The following is a 24,742-nucleotide window of genomic DNA, read 5'->3' on the forward strand; positions in this document are numbered from 1 at the left end:
GGTCGTATGCTTTGGCTTCGCCGCCGAATTTCTTCGACAGAACCGTTGCGATTGCAGCGGTCAGCGTGGTTTTACCGTGGTCGACGTGGCCGATGGTGCCGACGTTAACGTGCGGCTTGGTCCGTTCGAATTTACCTTTTGCCATTTTATTCTTCCTTAGAACAATGATTTAAATGTAGGGACCGGCATTCTCGTGAAAGCCGGCCCGGAACTTCTATTACTTAGCTTTCGAGCTTACGATGGCTTCAGTCACATGTTTCGGAGCTTCCGAATAGTGCTTGAATTCCATCGTGTAAGTCGCACGGCCTTGCGTCGAGGAACGCAACGATGTAGCGTAACCGAACATTTCCGACAGAGGAACTTCGGCCTTGATGATCTTGCCGCCACCGCCAGCAATTTCATCCATGCCTTGTACCATGCCGCGACGCGACGACAGGTCGCCCATCACGGTACCGGCGTAGTCTTCCGGCGTTTCCACTTCCACGGCCATCATCGGCTCCAGGATGACTGGCGATGCTTTGCGGCAGCCATCTTTGAATGCCATCGAAGCGGCCATGCGGAATGCATTTTCGTTCGAGTCAACATCGTGGTACGAACCGAAGAACAGCGTGACTTTGACGTCAACAACTGGGTAGCCAGCCATCACGCCCGAAGGCAGCGTGTCGCGCACACCTTTTTCAACTGCAGGGATGTATTCGCGAGGAACGGTACCGCCCTTGATCGCGTCAACGAATTCGAAGCCCTTGCCCGGCTCTTGCGGCTCGATCTTCAGAACCACGTGACCGTATTGACCACGACCACCCGATTGCTTGACGAATTTGCCTTCCGACTCTTCGCACACTTTACGGATCGTTTCGCGGTAAGCCACTTGTGGCTTGCCGACGGTGGCTTCAACGTTGAATTCGCGCTTCATGCGGTCAACAATGATGTCCAGATGCAACTCGCCCATACCGGCGATGATGGTCTGACCCGATTCTTCATCGGTACGCACGCGGAACGATGGATCTTCTGCTGCCAGACGGTTCAGCGCCAGGCCCATTTTTTCCTGGTCAGCCTTGGTTTTTGGCTCAACCGCTTGCGAAATCACTGGCTCAGGGAAGACCATGCGCTCCAGAACCACGCTCGCCTTGTCGTCGCACAGCGTATCGCCAGTGGTGGTGTCTTTCAGACCCACAACCGCGGCGATGTCGCCAGCGCGCATTTCCTTGATTTCTTCGCGTTCATTGGCTTGCATCTGCACGATACGGCCAATACGCTCTTTCTTCTGCTTCACGGAGTTCAACACCGAGTCACCCGAATTCAAGGTACCCGAGTAGCAACGGATGAAGCACAGCTGACCCACGAACGGATCGGTTGCGATTTTGAAAGCCAGCGCCGAGAATTTCTCGTTGTCGTCAGCTTTACGCTCGACAGGCTGCTCGTCCTCATCCAGACCTGGTACTGGCGGGATGTCGATTGGCGATGGCAGGTACTCGATCACCGCGTCCAACATTGCTTGTACGCCCTTGTTTTTAAAGGCGGTACCGCACAGCATTGGAACGATTTCGCTGGCGATGGTACGCTGGCGCAGAGCAGCCTTGATCTCGGCTTCCGACAGGTCGCCTTCTTCCAGGTACTTGTTCATCAGGTCTTCCGACGCTTCAGCAGCGGCTTCAACCATGTTCTCGCGCCACTTGGCAGCATCAGCAGCCAGGTGTGCAGGAATGTCTTCGTATTCAAACTTCATGCCTTGCGAAGCGTCGTCCCAAATGACGGCCTTCATCTTGACCAGATCGATAACGCCGGTGAAGACGTCTTCAGCACCGATAGGCATCTGAATAGGCACTGGGTTGGCTTTCAGACGCGAACGCATCTGATCGTAGACCTTGAAGAAGTTGGCGCCGGTACGGTCCATCTTGTTCACGAAAGCCAGACGTGGCACTTTGTATTTGTTAGCCTGACGCCATACCGTTTCCGATTGTGGCTGCACGCCGCCGACTGCACAGTAAACCATGCAGGCGCCATCCAACACGCGCATCGAACGTTCCACTTCAATGGTGAAGTCAACGTGGCCTGGGGTGTCGATGATGTTGATGTGATGCGCTGGGAAGTTGTTTGCCATGCCTTTCCAGAAGCACGTAACAGCAGCCGAGGTAATCGTGATGCCGCGCTCTTGCTCCTGCGCCATCCAGTCGGTGGTGGCAGCGCCATCATGTACTTCGCCCAGCTTGTGGTTCACGCCGGTGTAGAACAGGACGCGCTCGGTCGTGGTCGTCTTACCTGCATCGATGTGAGCGGAGATACCGATATTGCGATAGCGCTCAATGGGGGTCTTGCGGGCCATAATTAATCCTAAATGAATGGACAAAACCGAGCAGCATTTTTTTGCAAAAATGAGCCCGGCCTCGAACAACAGATGCTTGACAGCCGCCTTGCGGAAGCTGGCTTTATATTAGAAGCGGAAATGCGAGAACGCTTTGTTCGCTTCAGCCATACGATGGACTTCGTCGCGCTTTTTCATCGCGCCGCCGCGGCTTTCAGCCGCTTCCATCAGCTCACCGCCGAGGCGTTGTGGCATCGATTTTTCGCTGCGCTTGTTAGCAGCTTCACGCAACCAACGCATGGACAGCGCCATACGACGGACTGGGCGAACTTCGACCGGCACCTGGTAGTTTGCACCACCAACACGACGGGATTTCACCTCAACCAACGGCTTGGCGTTGTTGATTGCGGTAGCAAAAACTTCGAGCGGATCTTTGCCCGATTTTGCTGCGATGTGCTCGAAAGCACCGTAGATGATGTTTTCTGCAACCGATTTCTTACCGGACAGCATCAGCACGTTTACAAATTTAGCGACATCAGTGTTGCCGAATTTTGGATCTGGCAAAATTTCGCGCTTGGGTACTTCACGACGACGTGGCATATCAATTCCTTTCAATCTTCAGTTGAGCGCGCGTTCTTCGCACACTCGCGGACGACCATCATAGTCTTCCACTTACTCGACCAGATGCGGTCGACTACATTCACTTAGCTAGTTGCCACTGAGCGAAACTTGGTTTGCTGCGTACAACTTATTACTTCTTGCCAGCTTTAGCGCGCTTGGTACCGTACTTCGAACGCGATTGCTTACGGTCTTTAACGCCTTGGGTATCCAGGGCACCGCGAACCATGTGGTAACGCACACCCGGCAAATCCTTAACGCGACCGCCGCGCAACAGCACAACACTATGCTCTTGCAGGTTATGGCCTTCACCGCCAATGTACGAAATGACTTCGAAACCATTGGTCAGGCGAACTTTAGCGACTTTACGCAGAGCCGAGTTAGGCTTCTTTGGAGTCGTGGTGTAAACACGTGTGCAGACGCCACGTTTTTGCGGGCTGTTTTCCAGCGCCGGCGATTTGCTCTTGACGCGTACCGAAACACGCGGCTGGCGAATCAACTGATTGATGGTTGGCATCGTTATAAATCCAACAAAAAAATACGATTAATAACCCGGACAAGATGCCCGGCGACTAAAACCTCGTCCCGTTTCTATCTGCTGCGCACCGGAGGCGCCCGCAGCCACTCGATAAGGAGCGGCCATGAAATGCCAAGTAACACGTAAACGATGTGCAGAATAAAATCGAGAACTCGCTAGTTTAGACCTTGTGTTACAGGGGGTCAATCAGTTTACGGCTTTTTGCTATAAAAAAAGGCAAAAAACGGGCCGTTTTGTAGCCTTTTGGCTAATTTTCGCTGCGGGCAACCGGACCAGAGCCGGCCAATACAAATGATTGTTTGATATTTTTTCCTGCGTGCAAGCATCGCGCGAGGCCGTTCTTGTATGACCGCAAGGTGACAAAAGGATTGATAATAGCGGACATTTTTCGCTGCCCTCCCTTATGCGCCCCTTGCTTCGCCCCGCCACCGTGTTCCTGCTGCTGACCTATGCCCTGCTGACGGCCGTGCCCTTTGTCCCTGCGCTGCTGGGGCGTCCACTCGAACATCCCTGGCAGATGCTCACCTTCGAACTGCTGGCGTGGCTGGCCGTCTGGAGCGTGTTCAAACGCCCCGCTTACTTCCACTGGCTGCTGGTGCCCGCCTTCCTGGCCCTGCCGACGGAAATCTATCTGTTCATCTTCTATGGCCAGGGCATTTCCACGCATCACCTGGGCATCATCTTCGAAACCAGCCCCAAGGAAGCAATGGAATTCCTCGGGCAAAAAGTATGGCTGATGGGCGCCGTCATGCTGGGCGTGATCGCCTGGTGCCTGCTCGGCTGGTTTGCGGCCACGCGCACGCGCGACCTCGACTGGCGCGGCAAGACGCGTCCGGCCGCCTTCGTGCTGCTGATCCTGCTGGGCGGCTTCTGGTGGTATGGCTACGAATTCGGTTTCGACGCCAGCCCCCCGCATAGCGCCGTCGCCTCGGCCAAGGCCGCCAAGCCATCGGCCGGCAGCAGCAAGCCGGGCGCGTCCGGCTTTGGCGACGCCAGCTCGGCGGACGACGAAGCGGAAGAGGACGACGAGAGCAGCAAGCCCGAAAATGCCAGCATCGCCGGCGCCGACGAGACGGGCCTGGGCTGGCCCAGCCTGCCCCACTGGGCGCGCCTGCCCTACGCCTTCGATACCGTCAGCAATTCCTGGCCCTTTGGCCTGATGGCGCGCGGCCTCGATTTTTACAAGGAGCGCAAATACCTGGCCGAACTGGGGCAGAAAAGCAGCAGCTTCCGCTTCGGCGCGCACCAGCAACAGCCCGATCCCCACCCGGAAGTGGTGGTGATGGTGATCGGCGAATCGTCGCGCTACGACCGCTGGAGCCTGAACGGCTATGAGCGCGACACCAATCCCCTGCTGAAACAGGAAGCCAACCTGGTGCCGCTGGCCGACGTCATCACGGCCGTTTCCGCCACGCGCCTGTCGGTACCCGTCATCATCTCGCGCAAGCCGGCCACGCAAAGCCTCAAGGATGGTTTTTCGGAAAAATCCTTCCTCACTGCCTACAAGGAAGCGGGTTTCAAAACCTACTGGCTGTCGAACCAGATTTCGTTCGGCCAGTTCGACACGCCCGTCTCCGTATTCGCCAAGGAAGCGGACGTGGTGCAGTTCCTGAATCTGGGCGGCTTTACCAACAACTCGAACTTCGACCAGATCCTCTTCGACCCGTTCAAGAACGCGCTGGCCGACCCGGCGCCGAAAAAACTCATCGTGCTGCACACGCTGGGCAGCCACTGGAACTACAGCCAGCGCTATCCGAAGGCATTCGACAAGTGGCAACCGTCGCTGTTCGGCGTCGACAAACCCGTCTACACGGACACGGCCATCAAGCCGCAGTTGAACAACAGCTACGACAGCTCCATCCTGTACACGGACTGGTTCCTCTCCGGCGTGATCGACATCCTGAAGGACGATGGCCAGCGCAGCGCCCTGCGCAGCTCGCTCGTCTACGTGGCCGACCATGGCCAGACACTGTACGACGGCAGCTGCCGCCTGGCCTTCCATGGCCACAACACGCAGTTCGAATTCCACGTGCCCGCCTTCGTCTGGTATTCGCAGCAATTCCAGCAGCGCTATCCCGACAAGGTAACGCAGCTGCAGCGCCATCAGAAAGCGCGTCTGTCGACGGAAAACATGTTCCACACCCTGCTCGACCTGGGCGACATCCGCTTCGCCGGCGAACAGCCCGAGTGGAGCATCGCCAGCCCCCGCTTCAAGCAGCACAAGCGCTATGTCGACAGCTACGGCTGGACCAACTACGACAACGCCATCATCCGTGGCGATTGCCGCGAAGTGATCGACAAGAGCACGCCGGAGAAGCAGGACAAGTAAGGACAGCCATCAAGCCCCTTCGAGGACGCCGCCGCAATCGGCCGGTTGCGCCATGTGCGTGCTGAGCCAGTCGAAGACCTGTCCCGCCTTCGCCTCGATGGCGCTGCCGAAGCCGCGCTGCGCCAGCAGGGCGATGCCGTTGGTGGCCTGCAGCACGCCAGGGGCCAGCAGCAGCACACCGGCGTCATCGCGGCGCACGCACCAGGGCGCCAGACAGTCTTCCAGCAACGGCCCCAGCACCAGGTTGTGCGACGAGACGATTACCAGGTTGCGTGCCGCCAGCGTATGCAGCACGGCGGCGGCCGCCGCCACCGATTCGAGGTGGTTGGTGCCGCGGAAGATCTCGTCGATCAGGAACAGGGCCGGCGCGGCGCCCTCGGCCAGCGCCAGCAGTTCGCGCGCGCGCCGCAGTTCGGCGATATATAAGCTTTCGCCGCCATCGAACGTATCCTCGTTCTGCATGCTCGAATACAGGGGCAGCAAGGGTACGCTGGCCGCCTGCGCATAGCAAAAGCCGAAGGCGCGCGCACTGATCAGGTTGAGGCCCACGCCGCGCAGCAAGGTGCTCTTGCCGATGGCATTCTGCCCCGAAATAAAGGCGCCGCGGCCATCGAGATACAGCGACAGTGGCACGGCGCCGTCCAGCAGCGGATGCACCATGGCCTCGAACGACAATTGCCGCGCGCCCGCGTCCTGCGCCCAGCAGAACTGCGCACGGCCGCGCAGGTGGCGCGCCAGGGCCAGGTCCGCCTCCAGGTCTGCCAGCAGCAGGAAACTCTGGCGCAGAAAGGCGCGCTCGCGCCGCACCACGCGCAAGCTGTGAAAATAACGGCGGATATTGCCCAGCATGAGCCAGTCGTCATATTCACTCAACAAGGGAATCATCTTGATCCAGCGCAGCGGCGTGATCTGGCGGTTGATCACGCCGGCAGCCCGCCCGCCTTCTCGCAGCTGCGCCGTGAACGCAGTATCGAGCGCGCCCAGGCGGCCATGCACCAGCAGTATCTGCTGCAAGGTAAATACGCTGCGCTCCCACGGTTTGCAAAGGTCGTAAAAGCGCATCTGCAACGCCATCAGCAAGAGCCAGACGGGCACCGCGACGGCCCATGCCAGCGGCGCGACCAGCCATGCGGCCAGCAGCGACAGCAGCAGTGCCACGGTGGGCAGCAGCAGCCAGCGGCTCCACCACGGCACCGCCGGCGGCGGTGCGCCGCACAGCAGCGCCGCCACTTCCATGTCCGCCGTGCGCAAGGGCTGCATGGCTCGCTCGAGCACGGCTTGCTGTGCCGGCGCCGCCAGCAGGGCAGCGATGCGCGCGCGCGAGGCGGCGTCTGCCGTGCCACCCGCCAGACGCTGATGCAGGCGCTGTTGGCCAACGATGCTGGTCTGCGCGGCAAGCTGTGCATGGTAGTCATCGAGCAGCATTTCCTCCCAGGTCTGGCCATCGAGCTGGGCCGGGTCGCCCTCGACCTGGTGCAGCATGGCGATGTCGCTGCGGGCAAACGGATAATCGAATTCGGCCGGCTCTGGCAGGCTGGCGAACTGGCGCAACCAGTGGCGCAGCTTGGCATACAGGGACGGCTTGGGGGGCGAGGCAGGCATCATGCTCCAGAAAGGTGGCCAGCTTGGCGCCGCGCGCCATCACTGCCAGGCACAGATCGGGGCGATTATCAGCTTATCAAGATCCATGCATGCGCGGACGCCCGCTGGACGGTGCGGACACGGCGGACAGCCGGACACTTTATATTTTCCCCTTGCAAATCAACATCTTGAATCTGGCACAGAATCTGCTAGCAAAAGGGTATTGTCCACGAAACGTCCGCCATGATCCGCGATACCTCCTCCCAAGACGCCGTACTGTCCGCCCCGCCGGGCCAGCGCCACAAAAAACGCGCCCTCGTACTGGCCGGCGCCGCCATCGTCATCGGCGGCGCCATCGCCGTGTTCTCCGGCTGGCGCAACAGCGACCACTCCGTCAACGCCAGCCGCCTGCGCATCGCCGAGGTCACGCGCGGCACCCTGGTCCGCGACGCCGCCGTCACCGGGCGCGTGGTGGCCGCCATCAGCCCCACCCTGTATTCCACCACAGTGGCCACGGTGACCCTGAAGGCGAAGGCGGGCGACACGGTCAGGAAGGGCGACATCCTGGCCGTGCTGGAGTCACCCGACCTGTCCGACACGCTGAAACGCGAACAGTCGAGCGTGCAGCAGCTGGAAGCGGAAGTGGCGCGCCAGCAGATTCTGGCCAAGAAGCAGAAACTGCTGGCGCGGCGCGAAGCCGACACGGCGGAAATCGAGCGCCTGTCCGCGCAGCGCACGCTGGAACGCTACGAAAGCGTGGCGCAGGTGGGCATCATCGCCAAGATCGATTACCAGAAGGCCAAGGACGCGCTCAACTCGGCCGAGATCCGCAGCAAGCACGCCTCCCAGGCGGCCGGTCTGGAAGGCGAGGACGTGACTCTGGCCCTGAAGACCAGGCTCAATGAACTGGAGCGCCAGCGCCTCGTCCGCGACAATGCCCAGCGCCGCGTCGACGAACTGACCGTGCGCGCGCCCGTCAACGGTTTTATCGGCACCCTGTCGGTGGCCAACCGCAGCGTGGTGCAAGCCAATACGGCGCTGATGACCCTGGTCGACCTGTCGCAGCTGGAAGTCGAACTGGAAGTGCCGGAAACCTATGTGGCCGATATCGGCCTGGGCATGCGTGCGGAAATCGAAACTGGCGCCATCAAGGCAACGGGAAAACTCTCGGCGCTGTCGCCCGAAGTGGTGAAAAACCAGGTCCTGGCGCGCGTGCGCTTCAACGGCGAACAGCCGGCCGGCCTGCGCCAGAACCAGCGCGTGGCGGCGCGCCTGCTGATCGACGAGCGGCCCAATGTGCTGATGCTGGCGCGCGGCTCCTTCGTCGAGGCCGAAGGGGGACGTTTCGCCTACGTGGTGCTCGATGGCGTCGCCATCCGCACTCCCATCAAGCTGGGCGCCACCAGCGTGGCGGCCGTCGAAATTCTCGACGGCCTGAAGCTGGGCGACAAGGTGGTGGTCGCCGGCACGGAAAACTTTACGAACGCGGCCCGCGTCGCACTCAACTAATTTCAGACAACGAGGAGCATTCCCATGCTGCGCATGCAAAACCTGAGCAAAATCTACCGCACCCACATGATCGAAACGCACGCGCTGCGCGGCTTCGAAATCCACGTCAGGCAAGGTGAATTCGTTACCGTCACGGGTCCGTCCGGCTCCGGCAAGACGAGCTTCCTGAACATCGCCGGGCTGCTGGAGGAATTTACCGATGGCGAGTACATTCTCGACGGCGTCAACGTGAAAGGCATGAACGACAATGCCCGTTCGCGCCTGCGTAACGAAAAGCTGGGCTTCATCTTCCAAGGTTTTAATCTGATTCCCGACCTGTCGCTGTTCGACAACGTCGACGTACCACTGCGCTACCGGGGCTTCAACCGCGCCGAACGCAAGGAGCGCATCGAGGAGGCGCTGACCAAGGTCGGCCTGGCGTCGCGCATGAGGCATTATCCGGCCGAACTGTCGGGCGGCCAGCAGCAGCGCGTGGCGATCGCGCGCGCGCTGGCCGGCTCGCCCAAACTGCTGCTGGCCGATGAGCCGACGGGCAACCTGGACACGCAGATGGCGCGCGGCGTGATGGAGCTGCTGGAAGAGATCAATGCGCAAGGCACCACCATCCTGATGGTCACGCACGATCCGGAACTGGCGCTGCGCAGCCAGCGCAATGTGCACATCATCGACGGCCAGGTGTCGGACCTGGTGCAGCACGGCGCCACGCTGTCGGCCAGGCCGCAGCACGCCGCGACTGCGTAAGGAGAAACCATGTTCCGCTACTATTTCACGCTGGGCCTGCGCAGCCTGCGCCGCAACCGCGCCCTGACCGCGCTGATGGTGCTGACCCTGGCCGTCGGCGTGGCCGCCAGCGTGTCCACCGTCACCATCCTGCACGCCATGTCGGGCGATCCGCTGCCGCACAAGAGCGACCGCCTGTTCGTGCCGATGATCGACATCCTGCCCGTCAAGGGCTACGTGCCCGGCCAAAAGCCCGGCTTCGCGCAATCCCAGATGAGCTATATCGATGCGCGCAACTTCATGGCCAGCAAGATGGGCGTGCGCCGCACCGTCATGTATGGCGTGGCCGGTCCGGTCGAACCGGCGCGCAAGGATATCGGCTCCTTCCAGGCCCAGGGGATTGCGCCCACGCGCGATTTCTTCAGCATGTTCGACGCCCCCTTCCTGTACGGCCAGCCGTGGAGCGAAGCCGACGACGCCAGCGGCGCCGACGTGATCGTGCTGAACCGCGCGCTGGCCGAAAAACTGGTCGGCAGCAGCAACCCCGTCGGCCTGCGCGTCACGGTGCTTGGCCGGCCCTACATGGTGACGGGCGTGCTGGCGGCCTGGGACGTGGTGCCACGCTCCCACCGCATCATCGGCAGCAAAGGCGCGTTCGGCCCGGAGGATGAATTCTTCATCCCGTTTGCCAGCGCCATCCGCCACGAAACGGAGCACGACGGCGGCATGAGCTGCAATGGCGACCAGAATGCCCCCGGCTTCCAGGGCCGGCTCGCCTCCGGCTGCACCTGGCTGCAGTTCTGGTTCGAAATGGCCAGCAGCGGCGAACGTGGCCAGCTGCAGCAGTACCTGGACGCCTATGCAGGCGAGCAGCGCAAGCTGGGGCGCATGATGCGCAATGCGCCGAACCGGCTGTACGACCTGAACGAATGGATGAACTACCTGCAGGTGGTCGACAACGACAACAAACTGGCGGCCTGGCTGGCCTTCGGCTTTCTGCTGCTGTGCCTGGTCAACACCATCGGCCTGTTGCTGGCGAAGTTTTCCGTGCGCGCCAGCGAGGTGGGTATCCGCCGCGCGCTGGGCGCCACGCGGCGCGACATCTTCCGCCAGTTCCTGATCGAAAGCGGCGTGATCGGCCTGGCCGGCGGCGTACTGGGCCTGCTGCTGGCGTTTGGCGCGCTGGCCGTGGTCAGCCAGCAGTCGGAGGAACTGGGCACTGTCGCGCACATGGATGTGCCGATGCTGCTGCTGACGTTTGCCATGTCGGTATTGGCGGCCCTGCTGGCCGGCCTGTTGCCCACCTGGCGCGCCTGCCAGGTGACGCCGGCGATCCAGCTCAAGTCCCAATGACACCCCTTTCCCCAACATGAGGTCCAGCATGGAAATCCGTCCCATCCTGTCGGCGCTGATGCGCAGCAAAACCGGCGCCATCCTGGTGGCGGTGCAGATCGCGATCAGCCTGGCCATCCTGGCCAATGCCCTGCACATCGTCAACCTGCGCCAGGCCGTAGCCGCGCGACCCACCGGCGTGGCCGCTGAAAACGACATTTTTTATGTCAATATCCAGAACATGGACCGCGGCAGCCACCAGCGCCAGCTGTCCGAGCAGAAGCGCCAGGCGTCCCTGCTGCGCGCCTTGCCGGGCGTGCTGTCGGTAGCGCAGACGTCGCAGGCGGTGCTGTCGCGCTCCGGCAACTCCACCAGCGTGTCGGCCAAGCGCAGCCAGGTCACGCCCAGCGCCAACATCTCGACCTACGTCACCCCCGATTCACTGGTCAAGACCTACGGCTTGCAACTGGTGGAGGGGCGCGACTTCCGGCCCGAGGAAGTGCCCGAGATCGACGAGGATGTCGACGACAGCTACCCGAAGGTGGCCATCGTGACGCGCGCGGCGGCGCAGAAGATCTGGCCAGGCGACACCAGCTTTGTCGGCAAGACGCTGTACAAGGGTACCGGCGCCGATGATCCCGAGCTGAGCGTGGTCGGCGTCGTCGAGCGGCTGCAGACGCAGGTCGGCCAGGTCAGGGCCGAAGGCGAATACTCGATCCTGCTGCCGGCGCGCCTGACGGGCGGGCGCGATTCGCTGCTATATGCCGTGCGCGCCGAACCGGGCCAGCGCGACCGCCTGATGAAGGAGGCCGAGCAAGCCATCCGCAGTGCCAGCAGCGACCGCCTGCTGGTGCGTATCGACACCCTGGAACACCATCGCCAGTCACGCTACCGGGCCGACCGCGGGCTGTCCTGGACGCTGATCGCCGTCTCGGCCCTGCTGCTGCTGGTGACGGCCAGCGGCATCGTCGGCATTGCCAGCCTGTGGGTGACGCAGCGCAGGAAGCAGATCGGCGTGCGGCGCGCATTGGGCGCCCGCCGCGTCGACATCCTGCGCTATTTTTTGACGGAGAATTTCATGATCACCAGCGTCGGCGTGGCGTGCGGCGTGCTGCTGGCACTGGGCTTGAACCAGCTGCTGGTAAGCCAGCTGGAAATGGCGCGCCTGCCGCCCGGCTACCTGCTGGCCGGCGCGCTCGTGTTCTGGCTGCTGGGAGTGGGCGCCGTGTATGGCCCGGCATGGCGCGCGGCCAGCATTTCGCCGGCCACTGCCACCCGCAGTACCTGAGCCGGCACCTGAGTGATATGCTGCGCGCATGCCTACCGTACTGATTATTGACGACAATGCCGCCGTGGCCATCGCGCTCGACGTGCTGTTCTCCCTGCACGAGATCGACGCCGTGCGCGCTGCCTCGCCCGAGGAAGGCCTGCACCTGCTCGAGCGCCACGCCATCGATCTGGTGGTGCAGGACATGAACTTCACGGCCGACACCACCTCGGGCGAGGAAGGCAGCGCGCTGTTCCACGCCATCCGCGCGCGCCACCCGGACCTGCCCGTGATCCTGCTGACGGCCTGGACCCAGCTCGACGCGGCCGTCGACCTGATCAAGTCCGGTGCGGCCGACTATCTGGCCAAGCCATGGGACGACCGGCGCCTGATCGCCAGCGTGCAGAACCTGCTGGAGCTGGGACAGGCCAACCGCGCGCTGCGCCAGCGTGTGGTGGCCGAACAGCGCCAGCGCCACACCCTGGAGCGCGACTTCGACTTGCGCGGCATGGTGTGGCAAGACCCAGCCACGGAACGAGTCGTGCATCTGGCGTGCCAGGTGGCGCGTGCCGACGTGTCCGTACTCATTTCGGGGCCGAACGGCAGCGGCAAGGAACGTATCGCCGCCATCGTGCAAGCCAATTCGCAGGTGGCCGCCGGCCCCTTCGTGGTGCTCAATTGCGGCGCCGTTCCCGTGGAACTGATCGAGGCGGAACTGTTCGGCGCAGAAGCAGGCGCTTATACGGGCATTACCCGGGCGCGCGACGGCAAGTTCGATGCGGCGGACGGCGGCACCCTGTTTCTCGACGAGATCGGCAATCTGCCGCTGGCCGGCCAGATGAAGCTGCTGCGCGTGCTGGAAACGGGCCGCTTCGAGCGCCTCGGCTCGAACCGTGAGCGCCAGGTGAAGGTACGCGTCATCAGCGCCAGCAATGCCGACCTGCCGGCCATGATACGCGCCGGCACCTTCCGCGAAGACCTGTTTTACCGCCTCAACGTGATCGAGCTGCGCCTGCCGCCGCTGGCCCAGCGCCCGGCCGACATCCTCGTGCTGGCGCGGCATTTCCTCGGACCGGACAAGACACTCGAAACACAGGCGCAGGCAGCCCTGCTGGCCCATGGCTGGCCGGGCAATGTGCGCGAACTGAAAAACGTCATGCAGCGCGCCAGCCTGCTGGCAGCTGGTCCCGTGATACGCGCGGCCGAACTGGGGCTGCCGCTGGCAACGGTGCCGCGCGCAACGCAGGATGGCGCCGGCACGGAACCGGATCGCGACAGCGTCGTGGCCGCGCTGGACCGCGCGCACGGGGTGGTGGCGCAGGCGGCGCAAGAACTGGGCCTGTCGCGCCAGGCGCTGTACCGGCGCATGGAGCGCCTGGGCATTGCACGCGCCTGATGCCACCCGTCCAGCACACACCGCGGCATCCGCAAGGCCAGCGCCTTTCATTACTCACGCGCTGGACGGCGCTGATCGTCACCCTGCTGATACTGGGCATGGGCATCGCCCTGCTGCTCGCGCATTTTCTGCCAGGCCAGCCATGGCTGGTACTGGGCCTGTCCCTGCTGTGCATCGTGCCGATCGCCATCATCACCATCCGCGCGCAGCTACAGGCGATGCTGTCGCTGTTTCGCGCCCTCTCCGGCACGGTCGCCAGCTACCAGGACGGCGACTTCGCCTTCAGCCTGCGCTGGCCGCAAAATGACGAGCTGGCGGACCTGGTGACAGCGCACAATGCTCTGGGCGACGTGCTGCGCAAGCAGCGCCTGGATCTGGTGCAGCGCGAACTGCTGCTCGACACCATGGTGCAAAACACGCCGGTGGCCATGCTGCTGGTGGCCGAGGGCAATGCCGTCGTCTATGCCAATCTGGCCGCGCGCCATTTGCTCAACGAGGGCCGCCGGCTGGAGGGCCAGCACCTGACCGACATCGTGCAGCAGGCAGCCCCCGCGCTGGCAGAGGCACTGGCGCGCGCCAGCGACGGCCTGTTCACCAGCGGCGATGGAGAACAGGAAGAGGTATATCACCTGGCGCGTCGCAGTTTCAGCCTGAACGGCCGCAAGCACGAACTGCTGCTGTTGCGCCAGCTGACCCTGGAACTGCGCCGCCAGGAAGTGCAGACCTGGAAGAAAGTCATCCGTGTCATCAGCCATGAGCTGAACAACTCCCTCGCGCCACTGGCCTCGCTGGCCCATTCCGGCGCCGAATTGGTGCGCCGCGGCCAGACGGAGCGCCTGCCGCAAATCCTCGCCACCATCGAGGAACGCACGCGCCACCTGGAGACATTCATTCTCGGCTACGCCCGCTTCGCCAAACTGCCCGCTCCCCGTCTGGCCCCGTGCGAGTGGCAACCGTTCCTCGACAGCCTGGCTTCGCAGGCGGTCTTCACGCTCGACTGTCCGCCGCCGGCGCAGGCAGCCGTGTTCGATGCGGCGCAAATGCAGCAGGCGCTGCTGAACCTGCTCAAGAATGCGCTGGAATCAGGCTCGCGGGCAGAGCAGATCGGCCTGCACGTCAGTCAGGCGCATGGGCAGCTGCGCATCGAGGTACACGACCGCGGGCCAGGCATGAGCGGCGCCGTGCTGGAAAACGCGCTGGTACCGTTTTACTCCACCAAGCGCAGCGGCACGGGGCTGGGCCTGGCTCTGGCACGCGAAATCGCCGAAGCGCATGGCGGGCGCATCACCCTGGCCAACCGCGAAGGTGGCGGCCTGGCGGTGACCTTGATTTTTCCCTTACTGGACAGAAATTAGTTCCTAAAGTAACGATTTTTACATCACAAAATCCCAGACTATTTTTGAGTGCGATATTGATAATAATAATTTTAAATATCGCAACTTTTCGCGGCCCATGCCCGTGTGTTAGAAATAAGCTATTTAAGTTTGCATAATGATATAAAAATAGCTCGTTGACAACGAATTATCTTGGCGATAATTTATCACTGCGGTACGGTTTTTTTGAAACATTAATCGTTTTTTCGCGGGGATCAACATGAAACTAAAATCACTCATCGCAGCGGCAGTACTGAGCGCTGCTTCCATCGGCAGCGCCAGCGCCACCGCCTACGTGGTCAACCTCGTCAATACCACGGGCAATCTGTGGACCAGCGGTTTCAACGCCGTGCCCAGCCCGCTTGGCGACTTCACGGATACCTTCACGTTCACACCGAACGCGATCTTCGGCTCCACCGCGCAAGCCTTCCTGGCCAACCTGTCCGTCACGGGCACGGACAGCTCTTCCATCCACTTCACCGCTGCCGACCTGAACGGCATAGGACTGACCGGCTTTGGCGGACCTACCGTCTTTGGCTATGCCCAAGGCGAAGTCCTGGCGCCGACGAGCATCCTGTTCAATGGCCCGCTGGTCCTCACCGTCATGGGCAACACCAAGGGCGGCAGCTATGGCGGCGTCTTCAACCTGAACCTGGCTCCCGTTCCTGAACCGGAAACCTATGGCATGCTGCTGGCAGGCCTGGGCATACTCGGCTTCCTGGCGCGACGCCGCAAGCAATCTTGAGCGCACCACCCAAAAGACGCTGCGGCGTCTTTTTCTTTGACGGCTGCTAAACTGGCGCCATGACAACCGATTTTATCTCCACCAGCCACACCGCTTTCAGCCACCCGGGCCACCCGCCCGCCACCACCACCGAACACCGCGGCATCCGCTACCTGCATCTGGGCACCAAGTGGGTGCAGGGCGCCATGCGCCTCGACAAACCCGACGCCATCGAGCTCGAATACGTGCAAATGATGATGATGTGGATGCTCTTCAAGACGCAGCCGAAACGCATCGTGCAGTTGGGCCTGGGCAGCGCCGCACTGACCAAATTCAGCTACCGCCGCTTTCCTGATGCCTCCGTCACGGCCATCGAGCTCAATCCGAACGTGATCGCCATCTGCGGCGCCCAGTTCGCGCTGCCGCCAAACGACACGCGTCTCGACGTGCGCGAAATGAACGCGCTCGACTTCGTGCTCGACATGGCCAACCACGGCACGGTCGACGTACTGCAGGTCGACCTGTACGACGAGGAGGCGCGCGGCCCCGTGCTCGACACGCCCGAGTTTTACCAGGCCTGCTTCGATTGCCTGACGGACGACGGCATCATGTGCACGAACGTGTTTGGCGACTTCCCCAACTACGACAAGAATCTGCAGGCGATGGAACTGGTGTTCGACGCCGTCGTGTGGGTGCCGGAAATGGAAGATGAAAACATCGTCGTGCTGGCCTTCAAAAAGTCGCCGTCGCTCGACTTCAGCGAGTTGTACGAACGCGCCGCCAGCATCAAGAAACAGTTCAACCTGCCGGCCAAGAACTGGGTCAACGGCTTGAAGCAGTGGATGCTGGACCAGCAGTAGGAGACAGCGGGCGCAGCGCGTCTGCATCTCATTCCAGAACGGGCTGCCAATTTCCTTCGGCGCGATAAAACCCCAGGTTCCTGTCGCCCTTGAAGCGCCCGGCCCTGATGCGGCCTGCCAGTTCGCTGGAGATCAGCAGGTCGCCCGATTGCGCTTCCCTGGCAATATGCCTGGGCGCCAGCCCCTCGTCGCGGAAAAATGTCCGCGTGAAGTAGATGACGTTGCCAACGTCATCCGTTTGCGCTATTGACCGCGCAAGATCGACGACCTGCGCCTGGTGCATCGCGTTCAAGATGTAGAACGGCTCGCCCACCAGCTCCCCATCGGCCATGATGCATGCCGGGCGTATCAATTCAACGTCCTGATCGCCCGCGCCGGCAAGAAAGTCCGCCAGACGGGCCGAAATCAGCGGCACGTTCCCGAGCAGCCAGAGGCAGTCATATTTCAGGAGTTTTGCCTGGTCGCAGACGACATGCACGGATGGCCTGTCCATGTCGAACGGATACGGCGCGCCCTGCAGCAGCGCCAGGTAGTCGAAGTTCGAGCCCGCGGTCTCATACGAGCCACGCGTCGTGTCGTAGGAGCCGATCAGTTTGTCATTGTAATAAACAGGGGCTTTCCAGCTCAGTATCATGGGCAGTCTTCTTCGGCCTGGCAAAGGTCTATTTTGCCCGCTTTGTCTGTCCAGCCGCGCCAGCTTGCGCAAGCAGCGTCCCAACGCGACGCGCCAGGCCATCCATGTGCTCGGCCGGAACCTGGGCATAGCCGAGCAAAAAACCGCTCCAGCCGGCCCGCTCGCCGGTACCATGCGCGGACAGCGCCAGCGCCACGATGCCGTCGTGCGCGGCGCGACGGCTCAATGCCAGATCATCCCAGCCTGCATCGTGAAAACGCAGCGCCAAATGCATGCCGGCAGAGCCGCCATGGATGGATGCGCCCGCACATGCATGGCGCTGCAATGCCGCGCTCAAGGCGTCACGGCGCTGGCGATACAGACGGCGCATGCGCCGCACATGGCGCGCAAACAGGCCGCTGCGCAGGAACTCGGCCAGCGCCAGTTGTTCGGCTACGCGCCCCCGCGCGGCGCCTTGCGCCTGCATTTGCGCAAATGCAGCGGCCAGCGCGGCCGGCACGACGATAAAGGCGATGCGCAAGGCGGGAAACATGGTCTTGCTGAACGTGCCCAGGTACACGACCGGTGCGTCGGCTACCAGTCCCTGCATGGCGGCCAGGGGTGGCCCGCCATGACGAAACTCGCTGTCGTAATCGTCTTCGATGATCAGGGCGCCCGCCGCCCGGGCGCGTTCCAGCAGCGCCATGCGGCGCGCGGGACTGAGCACGCTGCCGGTCGGATACTGGTGCGACGGCGTGGTGTAGATCAGGCGCGGCGGGGTATCCTGCCAGTCCCTGTCCGTCGGCGCGATGCCATCCATGTCGACCGGAATACCCACCACGTGCAAGCCGGCAGCGCGCCCCGCCGCCAGCGCCCCGCCATAACCGGGATGCTCCATCCACAGGGTTTCCCCCGGATCCGCAAAGGCGCGCAAACACACATCCAGGCTGCTTTGCGTACCATCCGTGATGAACACCTGGCCCGCATTGCACACGACGCCGCGCGAGGAGCGCAAATGGTCCGCGATGGCCATGCGCAGCTGCGGCTCGCCGGCAGGATCGCCGTAGTTGAGCTGACGCGGCGTCAACGCGCGCCAGGCGCGATCCAGCACGCGGCGCCATTGCGCCAGCGGGAATTCGTCCAGCGCGGGCACGCCAGGCGCGAACGCCGCCATCGCATCGGCGGGAAACACCACCGCCGCATTCACGTCCTGTCCCGCCACGCCGCGCAAATGCCGGGCACGGAATGACAAGCCATCCTCGTCGCCCTCGGCCAACGGTGCCATTGCCGCACCAACGCTGCCGGCGACCACCGTGCCGCGCCGATCCGGCAAGACAAACCCTTCGCTGGCCAGCTGCTCATAGGCATACAGCACCGTATTGCGCGCCAAGCCCAGTTCCGCCGCCAGCACCCGCGTAGCGGCCAGGCGCGTGCCGGGTGCCAGCTGGCCATCACGGATCGCCGTACGCAGGCATTCATGCAGCAAACGCTGGCGCGACCAGCCCCGTTCGCGGTGCCTGCCTTCGAACGCATTCAGCAGCAAAGCAAAATCCATGCGTGCCCTTCCATGTGGCTCTAAATTATTTGTCGACTCTGGATCTTTTTTCAGAACCAGATGCCGATTATAGTGCGGCCAGCCTCTTCAACCAACCGGACTTCCGCCATGACCGCCACCGCCCTCCCTCCCAGCCCCCGTACCCGCGTGCGCCGCGTCGCCGAACTGGCCAGCTACGAGCAAGCCACCCTGTACGCCATCCTCGATGCCGCCTACCTGTGCCATATCGCCTTCCGCGACGACAAGGGCAGCCATTGCATTCCGACCGCCTGCTGGCGCATCGGCGGCTACCTGTACATCCATGGCTCGAACGGCAGCCGCATGCTCAAGCAACTCGTCAACGATGCCGACGTATGCGTGACGGTCAGCCATCTCGACGGCCTGGTGCTGGCGCGCTCCGCCTTCAATCACACGATGAACTACCGCTCGGCGATGGTGTATGGGCAATTTGAAAAGGTGGCCGACATCGGCCAGCAGCATGCGGCCATGGATGCGCTGATGGAAAAGCTGGCGCCGGGACGCTTGGCGCAGGTGCGTGGCGGCAGCGCCAAGGAATATGCGGCCACCACAGTGCTGCGCATCGCGCTCGACGAATGCGCCGTCAAGCAGCGCACGGGCGGCCCGCTCGACGACGCGGGCGACATGGCGCATGTTGTCTGGACGGGCGAACTGCCCTTCACGCACGGCCGTGGCGCAGCCATCGCCGACGCGCAAAACACCAGCGCATTGCCCGCGTATGCCGCCGCATGGCAAACGGAATCCGCTTGACCGGCCAGCGTGCTTGGCCGATGATCGGCATTGATGGCGATCGCCACCAATTCACCAACCGATCCAATCACGCATGGAGCATATGATGATGAAGCGAGTATCCCTGGCTGCGGCCCTGACAGTCATGCTGGCCTGTGGCGGCAGCGGCGCGGCCCTGGCCGCCGATGCAGGTGACGCGGCCCTGAAGGCGGCCATTGGCGGCAGTGCGCGCACGCCAGCCAACGTGACGCGCGACAGCGCCCGCCACCCGTATGAAACGCTGACGTTCTTCGGCATCAAGCCGAGCATGACAGTGGTGGAACTGGCGCCCGGTGGCGGCTGGTACACGGAGATCCTGGCGCCTTATCTGCGCGAGCATGGCAAGCTGATCGCCGCCGGCAATGACCCGCAGTCAAGCAGCGAAGGCGCGCGCAAGGGCGCCGCGCGCTTCCAGCAAAAACTCGACGCCAATCCGGCCGCTTTCGGCAAAGTGGAAATCGGCGCCTTCGCGCCCCCCGCCACCTACCGTATCGCGCCCAGGGGCACGGCCGACATGGTACTTACCTTCCGCAATATCCACAACTGGATACCGATCGGCGAAGCGGGCATGCAGGCCCTGTTCAAGCAAGTCTATGACAGCCTGAAACCGGGCGGCGTCTTCGGCGTCGTCGAGCACCGCCTGCCCGCCAGCAAGGTGCAGGATGCCACGGCCAGCAGCGGCTACATGCACGAAGCGTACGTGATCAAGCTGGCTGAAGGCGCAGGCTTCAAGCTGGCGGCCAAATCGGAGATCAACGCCAATCCGCGAGACCATGCCGACCACCAGGGCGGCGTCTGGGCCCTGCCACCCACCTACGCCAACAAGGACGTGGAGCGCGACAAGTACACGGCCATCGGCGAGAGCGACCGCATGACCCTGAAGTTCGTCAAACCCTGAGTCACTAGAAAAGCCAATGGCGGCGGGCCGATACGGCGCGCCCCAATGCCTTGTGCGCGCAGCGCGCCTTAAAGGTAAATGCCGTACACGCCGCAAGAGCGCGAGACAAGCATGCACTGGCTCGCCGTGCCATTTTCGGTGCAGTCAATCAGGGCCTGCATGCACTCCCGGCGTGTCGGCTGCGCATACGCGGTGCTCACGGCACCAGCCAAACCAACGGCGGCGCAGAAGACAAATACCGCCTTTTTCACATGGATCATTTTTATTCCACTCCCAAAGAGTTGAGCCGATCTAGAAACTAGTGAACTGGAAGATCACAACAGCGCGTGCACGCAGGCAGCAACACGCTCAGACGTGAATGCCGTACACGCCGCACAGGCGACGCACCAGCGCGCAGTCGTTTTCATTGCCATCGGCGAGACAGGAATCGCGGGCTTCCTCACACGTTTCACGCGACGGCAAGGCATATGCACTCGAACTGACGGCACCGGCGAAACCGACAGCGGCACAGAAGACAACTACGGCTTTCTTGAAATTGATCATTTTTATCCCGTTAGCAAAAAAGTTCATCGTTATAAAAAACCAGGGCAGACCGCCAGCCGCCAACTTCCACCTATCGATAGACGTATAGCGCATAAAAATAGTAGCACCAAAGAAAGTTACCAAATACGCAAACAAGAAAACAAGATAACATTTTCATTTCACGCCCTTTCATGGAATAAAAACCGGCCTGCGGCCATTCCGACTCCCACTTGCATGGAAAGGCGCGAAAAAAAACCGCAGGCCAGGCTGCGGTTTTTGTATCGACAGTTTATTTCTTCGCTTCCTTGGGCTTCACCGGCACCAGGCTCAAGTCCTGAAAGTCGTAGCTGAAGTCCGTCTCGGCCGACACGGGCGCCATCTTCACCCGGTCGATACTGGCATCCGGGTTCAACGAAAACGTCACGTAGGCGTCGGCATTGAAGTTGCGCTCTTTCCAGCGCACGATGAAGGTGTCGTGCTGCCAGTGTTCCAGCTCGCCCGTCAGGTCCGGCGTGCGCGTAAAGCTGAGGATATGTTTTTTCCCTTCCGGCTTGATCACGACCTTGCCGTACCATGCGTCCTCATACTCGCCATCGTACGCGGCCAGCGGCAGCGACGGCTGCGATTTCGCCGCGCGCGCGCTCGACGCCTTGCCCTGCTTTTTCACTTCTTCCGCATGCTGGTCCTGCTCCACCTTGGCCACCAGCGCCAGCCAGTCCGACGGCGCCGCCTGCAGGTAATGGTCGAGGATGCGCCATTGCAGCGCCGTCATCGAACCGCCATTTTCCGCATTGGTGAGGATGGCCACGCCCAGTTTCGCTTCCGGCACCATCAGCACGCGCGAATAGAATCCCTGCAGCGCGCCGCCGTGCATGGCGACCTTCATGCCCTTGTAGTCGCGCAGCTGGAAGCCCAGGCCATACGCGCTGAAGTTCGGTTTCGTCGCGGCCAGCGCCGGCTTCGGCTCGGGAATCTTGATCGGCGTTTGCGCGGTCCACATTTCACGGCCCTGCTTTTCGCTGAACAGGCGCGCTTCCTTGCCGTCCTTGCCCTGCACGCCGGCGATCTTGCCGCCGTCGAGCAGCACCATCATCCACTTGGCGATATCTTCCGCATTCGTGTTGATGCCGACGGCGCCCACCGCGTTCGGCACGGGCATCGACTTGACGGCGGCAATCTTGCCGTCGATCTTGCTGTGCGCATGGGCGACGTCGGGATTACCCGCATTCTCGGCCAGGCTGGTGGTGGTGCCCGTCATGCCCAGCGGTGCCAGGATGCGCTCATGCATGGCCTCGCCCCAGCTTTTCCCCGCCTTGTCGGCGATGATCTTGCCGGCCACGATGTACAGCAGGTTATCGTAGGCATAGCTGTTGCGAAAACTCGTGGCCGGACGGATGTAGCGCAGTTTCTCGATGATCTCGTCGGTGCTGAAGGTGGTAGTCGGCCACCACAGCAAGTCGCCCGCACCCAGGCCCAGGCCGCTGCGGTGCGTCAGCAAATCACGGATGGTCATGGCGCCCGTCACGTAGGAATCGTGCATCTGGAAACCGGGCAGGTGCTTGGTGACGGGATCGTCCCAGGCCAGCTTGCCGTCGTCGACCAGCATGGCCAGCGCAGCGGCCGTAAAACCCTTCGAATTCGATGCCACTTCAAACAAGGTCTGCGCATCGACGGCGGCCGGTTCGCCCAGCTTGCGCACACCAAAGCCCTTGGCGGTGACGACCTTGCCGTCCTTGACGATGGCGATCGCCATGCCGGGCACGTCGAACACTGTCAGGGCGGTGGCGACGTCGCGCTCAAGATCGAAGGCAGGCGCAGGCACCGGCGCTGCGGCAACGACGGGTACTGCATCGGCTGCCAGCGCCGGCACGGCGATGCTGGAAAACGCCAGCACGATGGCGGCGGCGAGACGGTTCATGGTATGCATGGTCAGGATATCCAGAGAAAGTTCAATGCGCTTGCGCGGCCATCAATTTATCAACGCTTTCCTGCGTCACCGGGTGGTAGCGTTCGCGCGCCTGCGCGTACACCTCCTTGGCCCAGACATGGCCTTGCGGCGTCTTCATCAAGGCGCTGTACAGGGGCACGACGAACTTCTGGCGGCCCACGCTCAGCAGGAATGCCTGCAAAGGCTGCCGCACGTCGTAGCCGGCGTTCACGGAGGCCAGATAGAAGCGGTACGCCACTTCATTGTTGCCGCTCTTGCCCACGCCGTAGACCTGGTCCAGTTCGCGCAATTGCGCCGCGCTGGCCTTGTTGTTGACATCGTTCAGGAAATGCATCGATTCGATGGCGATCCACTTGTCCATGCCCAGGTCTTTCGTCGCCAGTTCACCTTTCAGCCAGGCGTCGCGGTGCTGGTCGAGCAGCGCCAGGCGTGGCGAGACGACGCGCTGTGCGCTGGCCGGCACGCCCGTGCCATACAGCCATTCATCGAGTTCCGCTTGCGGCATCACGTCCGGATGCTGGGTCAGCAGGTTCTTGCGCAGATAGGCGATGAACTGTTCCGTCGTGACGCTCTGGAACGCATGCTGGTCGAACCAGCCGCGCAGGAAAGGATCGAACACGGCGCGGCCCGCGCGGCGCTCCATGGTGGCCAGGAACCATGCGCCTTTCGGGTAGATGATGCCGTCGTCCGTGTACGTTTCCGCGGGATTGGCATCCGCATCGCGCGTGACCAGCGCCGTTTTCGCGGCCGGCAATTCGCGGATCGAGGCGGCCAGTTCTTCCTGGTCGACCTGCACGCCCATCTGCGCCACTTCGCTGCCATACAGCTGCTCGACGATGCGCGTCGTGACGTACGTGGTGAAGCCTTCGTTGAGCCACATATGCTTCCACGACGCGTTGGTGACCAGGTTGCCAGACCACGAGTGGGCCAGTTCATGCGCAATCAGGTCAACCAGGCTGCGGTCGCCCGCGATCATGGTCGGCGTAAGGAAGGTCAGGCGCGGATTTTCCATGCCGCCGTAGGGGAACGATGGCGGCAGCACGATCATGTCGTAGCGCCCCCAGCCATACGGACCGTACAGCGCTTCGGCTGCCTGGATCATCTTTTCCGTATCGGCCAGCTCGTATTCAGCCGCTTTGATACGCGGCGGTTCCGCATACACAGCGGAACGAGGGCCGAGTTTGCGCACTTCCAGTTCGCCGATGGCAATGGCCAGCAGGTACGAGGGAATCGGCTGGGGCATCCTGAATTTCCAGCCGCCCTTGCCGGTCGCCTTCTCGTCGTTCTCGGCGCTCATCACGACGCGCATACCCGCTGGCGCATCGATGCGCGCGCTATATGTAAAACGCACGGCCGGCGTATCCTGCGATGGCACCCACGAGCGGGCGTTGATGCTTTGCGACTGGCTGAACATGAAAGGCAGCTTGCCCGACATGGTTTGCTGCGGCGTGAGCCACTGCAGCGCGATGGCGTTCGGGGCCGTGTGATAGTAGACGCGCACCTTGCCCGGCTGGCCCGTGGTGGTGATGCGCAGTGCCTGGCCCTTTTCCGGATCGGCCTTGTCCAGCTGGTACGGCGCCATCTGCCATGCGCCGCGCTTGTCCTGCACCTGCACCTTCGCGATCGACAGGTCGCGCGTATCGAGCACCAGGGTGCGCGCCGCCGGATCGATCCAGTTCAAGGACAGCTCGGCATAGCCGGACAGGGTCTTTTGCTTGAAATCGGCTTTCAGGTCCAGCTGCAGGTCGCGCGTGCGCACCTGGTCGTAGCGCGCGTAGCTGAGGGGATCGGCGTGCGCGGCCAGGGTCGCCTGGCAAAGTAGCGCACAGCCCAGCGCGCGCAGGAAGGTCATAGTTTGCATGGTCGTCTTT

22 protein-coding genes are annotated in these 24,742 nt (G+C 62.4%); 11 read left to right on the forward strand and 11 right to left on the reverse strand.

Annotation, left to right across the window (positions count from 1 at the left end; all coding sequences use genetic code 11):
• The 4 genes from CBW50_RS17280 to rpsL form a co-directional block, all read right to left on the reverse strand.
• Window positions 1-145, reverse strand: a 145-nt coding sequence (locus CBW50_RS17280; RefSeq protein WP_230411639.1) for a GTP-binding protein, incomplete at its 3' end; no start/stop codon positions are given.
• A 72-nt stretch (window positions 146-217) separates the two neighbouring features.
• On the reverse strand, window positions 218-2,323 hold the full coding sequence (gene fusA / locus CBW50_RS17285; RefSeq protein ID WP_086146711.1) for an elongation factor G: 2,106 nt from the start codon (window positions 2,321-2,323) through the stop codon (window positions 218-220).
• A gap of 108 nt (window positions 2,324-2,431) precedes the next feature.
• Window positions 2,432-2,902, reverse strand: coding sequence for a 30S ribosomal protein S7 (gene rpsG, locus CBW50_RS17290; protein ID WP_010394377.1), 471 nt, complete (start codon window positions 2,900-2,902; stop codon window positions 2,432-2,434).
• Window positions 2,903-3,053: 151 nt separating this feature from the next.
• Entirely contained in the window at window positions 3,054-3,437 is a 384-nt protein-coding gene (gene rpsL, locus CBW50_RS17295) for a 30S ribosomal protein S12 (protein WP_076565188.1), read from the reverse strand.
• A 424-nt stretch (window positions 3,438-3,861) separates the two neighbouring features.
• On the opposite strand from rpsL, the gene CBW50_RS17300 reads away from it, so the two are divergent.
• A complete protein-coding gene (locus tag CBW50_RS17300; protein ID WP_139842558.1) occupies window positions 3,862-5,787 on the forward strand; it encodes a phosphoethanolamine transferase in 1,926 nt (641 codons plus the stop codon).
• A 9-nt stretch (window positions 5,788-5,796) separates the two neighbouring features.
• On the opposite strand, the gene CBW50_RS17305 is transcribed toward CBW50_RS17300, so the two are convergent.
• Complete coding sequence (locus CBW50_RS17305) at window positions 5,797-7,389, reverse strand: DNA mismatch repair protein MutS (protein ID WP_086146742.1); 1,593 nt, start codon at window positions 7,387-7,389, stop codon at window positions 5,797-5,799.
• 222 nt (window positions 7,390-7,611) lie between these two features.
• Here CBW50_RS17305 and CBW50_RS17310 point away from each other — a divergent pair, with 222 nt between their 5' ends.
• The 8 genes from CBW50_RS17310 to CBW50_RS17345 all read left to right on the forward strand — a co-directional run bounded on the left by CBW50_RS17310 (window position 7,612) and on the right by CBW50_RS17345 (window position 16,549).
• A complete protein-coding gene (locus CBW50_RS17310) occupies window positions 7,612-8,877 on the forward strand; it encodes an efflux RND transporter periplasmic adaptor subunit (protein WP_086146712.1) in 1,266 nt (421 codons plus the stop codon).
• A 24-nt stretch (window positions 8,878-8,901) separates the two neighbouring features.
• Complete coding sequence (locus CBW50_RS17315) at window positions 8,902-9,618, forward strand: ABC transporter ATP-binding protein (RefSeq protein WP_086146713.1); 717 nt, start codon at window positions 8,902-8,904, stop codon at window positions 9,616-9,618.
• Between the two features lie 9 nt (window positions 9,619-9,627).
• Window positions 9,628-10,950, forward strand: a complete 1,323-nt coding sequence (locus tag CBW50_RS17320; protein WP_086146714.1) for an ABC transporter permease — start codon at window positions 9,628-9,630, stop codon at window positions 10,948-10,950.
• A 28-nt stretch (window positions 10,951-10,978) separates the two neighbouring features.
• On the forward strand, window positions 10,979-12,217 hold the full coding sequence (locus CBW50_RS17325) for an ABC transporter permease (protein ID WP_086146715.1): 1,239 nt from the start codon (window positions 10,979-10,981) through the stop codon (window positions 12,215-12,217).
• A gap of 28 nt (window positions 12,218-12,245) precedes the next feature.
• Window positions 12,246-13,592, forward strand: a complete 1,347-nt coding sequence (locus tag CBW50_RS17330; protein WP_086146716.1) for a sigma-54 dependent transcriptional regulator — start codon at window positions 12,246-12,248, stop codon at window positions 13,590-13,592.
• On the forward strand, window positions 13,592-14,947 hold the full coding sequence (locus CBW50_RS17335; RefSeq protein ID WP_216356367.1) for an ATP-binding protein: 1,356 nt from the start codon (window positions 13,592-13,594) through the stop codon (window positions 14,945-14,947). The genes CBW50_RS17330 and CBW50_RS17335 overlap by 1 nt, the downstream gene beginning before the upstream one ends.
• Window positions 14,948-15,185: 238 nt before the next feature.
• The gene (locus CBW50_RS17340) at window positions 15,186-15,710 is read left to right on the forward strand and encodes an FxDxF family PEP-CTERM protein (RefSeq protein ID WP_086146717.1); all 525 of its coding nucleotides are present in this window, start codon (window positions 15,186-15,188) and stop codon (window positions 15,708-15,710) included.
• A gap of 59 nt (window positions 15,711-15,769) precedes the next feature.
• A complete protein-coding gene (locus CBW50_RS17345; RefSeq protein ID WP_086146718.1) occupies window positions 15,770-16,549 on the forward strand; it encodes a spermidine synthase in 780 nt (259 codons plus the stop codon).
• 28 nt (window positions 16,550-16,577) lie between these two features.
• On the opposite strand, the gene CBW50_RS17350 is transcribed toward CBW50_RS17345, so the two are convergent.
• Together CBW50_RS17350 and CBW50_RS17355 are read right to left on the reverse strand one after the other, a co-directional pair.
• Window positions 16,578-17,183: a DUF1629 domain-containing protein gene (locus CBW50_RS17350; RefSeq protein WP_086146719.1), complete on the reverse strand. Its 606-nt coding sequence runs from the start codon at window positions 17,181-17,183 to the stop codon at window positions 16,578-16,580.
• 28 nt (window positions 17,184-17,211) lie between these two features.
• A complete protein-coding gene (locus tag CBW50_RS17355; RefSeq protein ID WP_086146720.1) occupies window positions 17,212-18,717 on the reverse strand; it encodes a PLP-dependent aminotransferase family protein in 1,506 nt (501 codons plus the stop codon).
• Between the two features lie 108 nt (window positions 18,718-18,825).
• Between CBW50_RS17355 and CBW50_RS17360 the strand changes: the two genes are divergently transcribed.
• Together CBW50_RS17360 and CBW50_RS17365 are read left to right on the forward strand one after the other, a co-directional pair.
• Window positions 18,826-19,485 (forward strand): pyridoxamine 5'-phosphate oxidase family protein, encoded by a 660-nt coding sequence (locus CBW50_RS17360; RefSeq protein WP_086146721.1) that lies wholly within the window; start codon window positions 18,826-18,828, stop codon window positions 19,483-19,485.
• Between the two features lie 88 nt (window positions 19,486-19,573).
• Window positions 19,574-20,401: a class I SAM-dependent methyltransferase gene (locus CBW50_RS17365; RefSeq protein WP_216356368.1), complete on the forward strand. Its 828-nt coding sequence runs from the start codon at window positions 19,574-19,576 to the stop codon at window positions 20,399-20,401.
• 68 nt (window positions 20,402-20,469) lie between these two features.
• Here the strand turns inward: CBW50_RS17365 and CBW50_RS17370 are convergent, their stop codons facing one another.
• The 4 genes from CBW50_RS17370 to CBW50_RS17385 form a co-directional block, all read right to left on the reverse strand.
• Window positions 20,470-20,661, reverse strand: a complete 192-nt coding sequence (locus CBW50_RS17370; RefSeq protein WP_086146722.1) for a hypothetical protein — start codon at window positions 20,659-20,661, stop codon at window positions 20,470-20,472.
• Between the two features lie 88 nt (window positions 20,662-20,749).
• On the reverse strand, window positions 20,750-20,944 hold the full coding sequence (locus tag CBW50_RS29430; protein WP_143450797.1) for a hypothetical protein: 195 nt from the start codon (window positions 20,942-20,944) through the stop codon (window positions 20,750-20,752).
• A 268-nt stretch (window positions 20,945-21,212) separates the two neighbouring features.
• Window positions 21,213-22,850, reverse strand: a complete 1,638-nt coding sequence (locus CBW50_RS17380; protein WP_086146724.1) for a serine hydrolase — start codon at window positions 22,848-22,850, stop codon at window positions 21,213-21,215.
• A gap of 22 nt (window positions 22,851-22,872) precedes the next feature.
• A complete protein-coding gene (locus CBW50_RS17385) occupies window positions 22,873-24,732 on the reverse strand; it encodes a M1 family metallopeptidase (protein ID WP_086146725.1) in 1,860 nt (619 codons plus the stop codon).
• Window positions 24,733-24,742: the final 10 nt, after the last annotated feature.

Origin of the sequence: Janthinobacterium sp. GW458P, from assembly GCF_002127585.1 — a bacterium.
Lineage (GTDB): Bacteria > Pseudomonadota > Gammaproteobacteria > Burkholderiales > Burkholderiaceae_D > Janthinobacterium.

What these genes read in the sequence shown, in the direction of transcription:
- fusA (WP_086146711.1), bottom strand. Translation starts at nt 2,323, where the DNA reads ATGGCCCGCAAGACCCCCATTGAGCGCTATCGCAATATCGGTATCTCC.
- rpsG (WP_010394377.1), bottom strand. Translation starts at nt 2,902, where the DNA reads ATGCCACGTCGTCGTGAAGTACCCAAGCGCGAAATTTTGCCAGATCCA.
- rpsL (WP_076565188.1), bottom strand. Translation starts at nt 3,437, where the DNA reads ATGCCAACCATCAATCAGTTGATTCGCCAGCCGCGTGTTTCGGTACGC.
- CBW50_RS17300 (WP_139842558.1), top strand. Translation starts at nt 3,862, where the DNA reads ATGCGCCCCTTGCTTCGCCCCGCCACCGTGTTCCTGCTGCTGACCTAT.
- CBW50_RS17305 (WP_086146742.1), bottom strand. Translation starts at nt 7,389, where the DNA reads ATGCCTGCCTCGCCCCCCAAGCCGTCCCTGTATGCCAAGCTGCGCCAC.
- CBW50_RS17310 (WP_086146712.1), top strand. Translation starts at nt 7,612, where the DNA reads ATGATCCGCGATACCTCCTCCCAAGACGCCGTACTGTCCGCCCCGCCG.
- CBW50_RS17315 (WP_086146713.1), top strand. Translation starts at nt 8,902, where the DNA reads ATGCTGCGCATGCAAAACCTGAGCAAAATCTACCGCACCCACATGATC.
- CBW50_RS17320 (WP_086146714.1), top strand. Translation starts at nt 9,628, where the DNA reads ATGTTCCGCTACTATTTCACGCTGGGCCTGCGCAGCCTGCGCCGCAAC.
- CBW50_RS17325 (WP_086146715.1), top strand. Translation starts at nt 10,979, where the DNA reads ATGGAAATCCGTCCCATCCTGTCGGCGCTGATGCGCAGCAAAACCGGC.
- CBW50_RS17330 (WP_086146716.1), top strand. Translation starts at nt 12,246, where the DNA reads ATGCCTACCGTACTGATTATTGACGACAATGCCGCCGTGGCCATCGCG.
- CBW50_RS17335 (WP_216356367.1), top strand. Translation starts at nt 13,592, where the DNA reads ATGCCACCCGTCCAGCACACACCGCGGCATCCGCAAGGCCAGCGCCTT.
- CBW50_RS17340 (WP_086146717.1), top strand. Translation starts at nt 15,186, where the DNA reads ATGAAACTAAAATCACTCATCGCAGCGGCAGTACTGAGCGCTGCTTCC.
- CBW50_RS17345 (WP_086146718.1), top strand. Translation starts at nt 15,770, where the DNA reads ATGACAACCGATTTTATCTCCACCAGCCACACCGCTTTCAGCCACCCG.
- CBW50_RS17350 (WP_086146719.1), bottom strand. Translation starts at nt 17,183, where the DNA reads ATGATACTGAGCTGGAAAGCCCCTGTTTATTACAATGACAAACTGATC.
- CBW50_RS17355 (WP_086146720.1), bottom strand. Translation starts at nt 18,717, where the DNA reads ATGGATTTTGCTTTGCTGCTGAATGCGTTCGAAGGCAGGCACCGCGAA.
- CBW50_RS17360 (WP_086146721.1), top strand. Translation starts at nt 18,826, where the DNA reads ATGACCGCCACCGCCCTCCCTCCCAGCCCCCGTACCCGCGTGCGCCGC.
- CBW50_RS17365 (WP_216356368.1), top strand. Translation starts at nt 19,574, where the DNA reads ATGAAGCGAGTATCCCTGGCTGCGGCCCTGACAGTCATGCTGGCCTGT.
- CBW50_RS17370 (WP_086146722.1), bottom strand. Translation starts at nt 20,661, where the DNA reads ATGATCCATGTGAAAAAGGCGGTATTTGTCTTCTGCGCCGCCGTTGGT.
- CBW50_RS29430 (WP_143450797.1), bottom strand. Translation starts at nt 20,944, where the DNA reads ATGATCAATTTCAAGAAAGCCGTAGTTGTCTTCTGTGCCGCTGTCGGT.
- CBW50_RS17380 (WP_086146724.1), bottom strand. Translation starts at nt 22,850, where the DNA reads ATGCATACCATGAACCGTCTCGCCGCCGCCATCGTGCTGGCGTTTTCC.
- CBW50_RS17385 (WP_086146725.1), bottom strand. Translation starts at nt 24,732, where the DNA reads ATGCAAACTATGACCTTCCTGCGCGCGCTGGGCTGTGCGCTACTTTGC.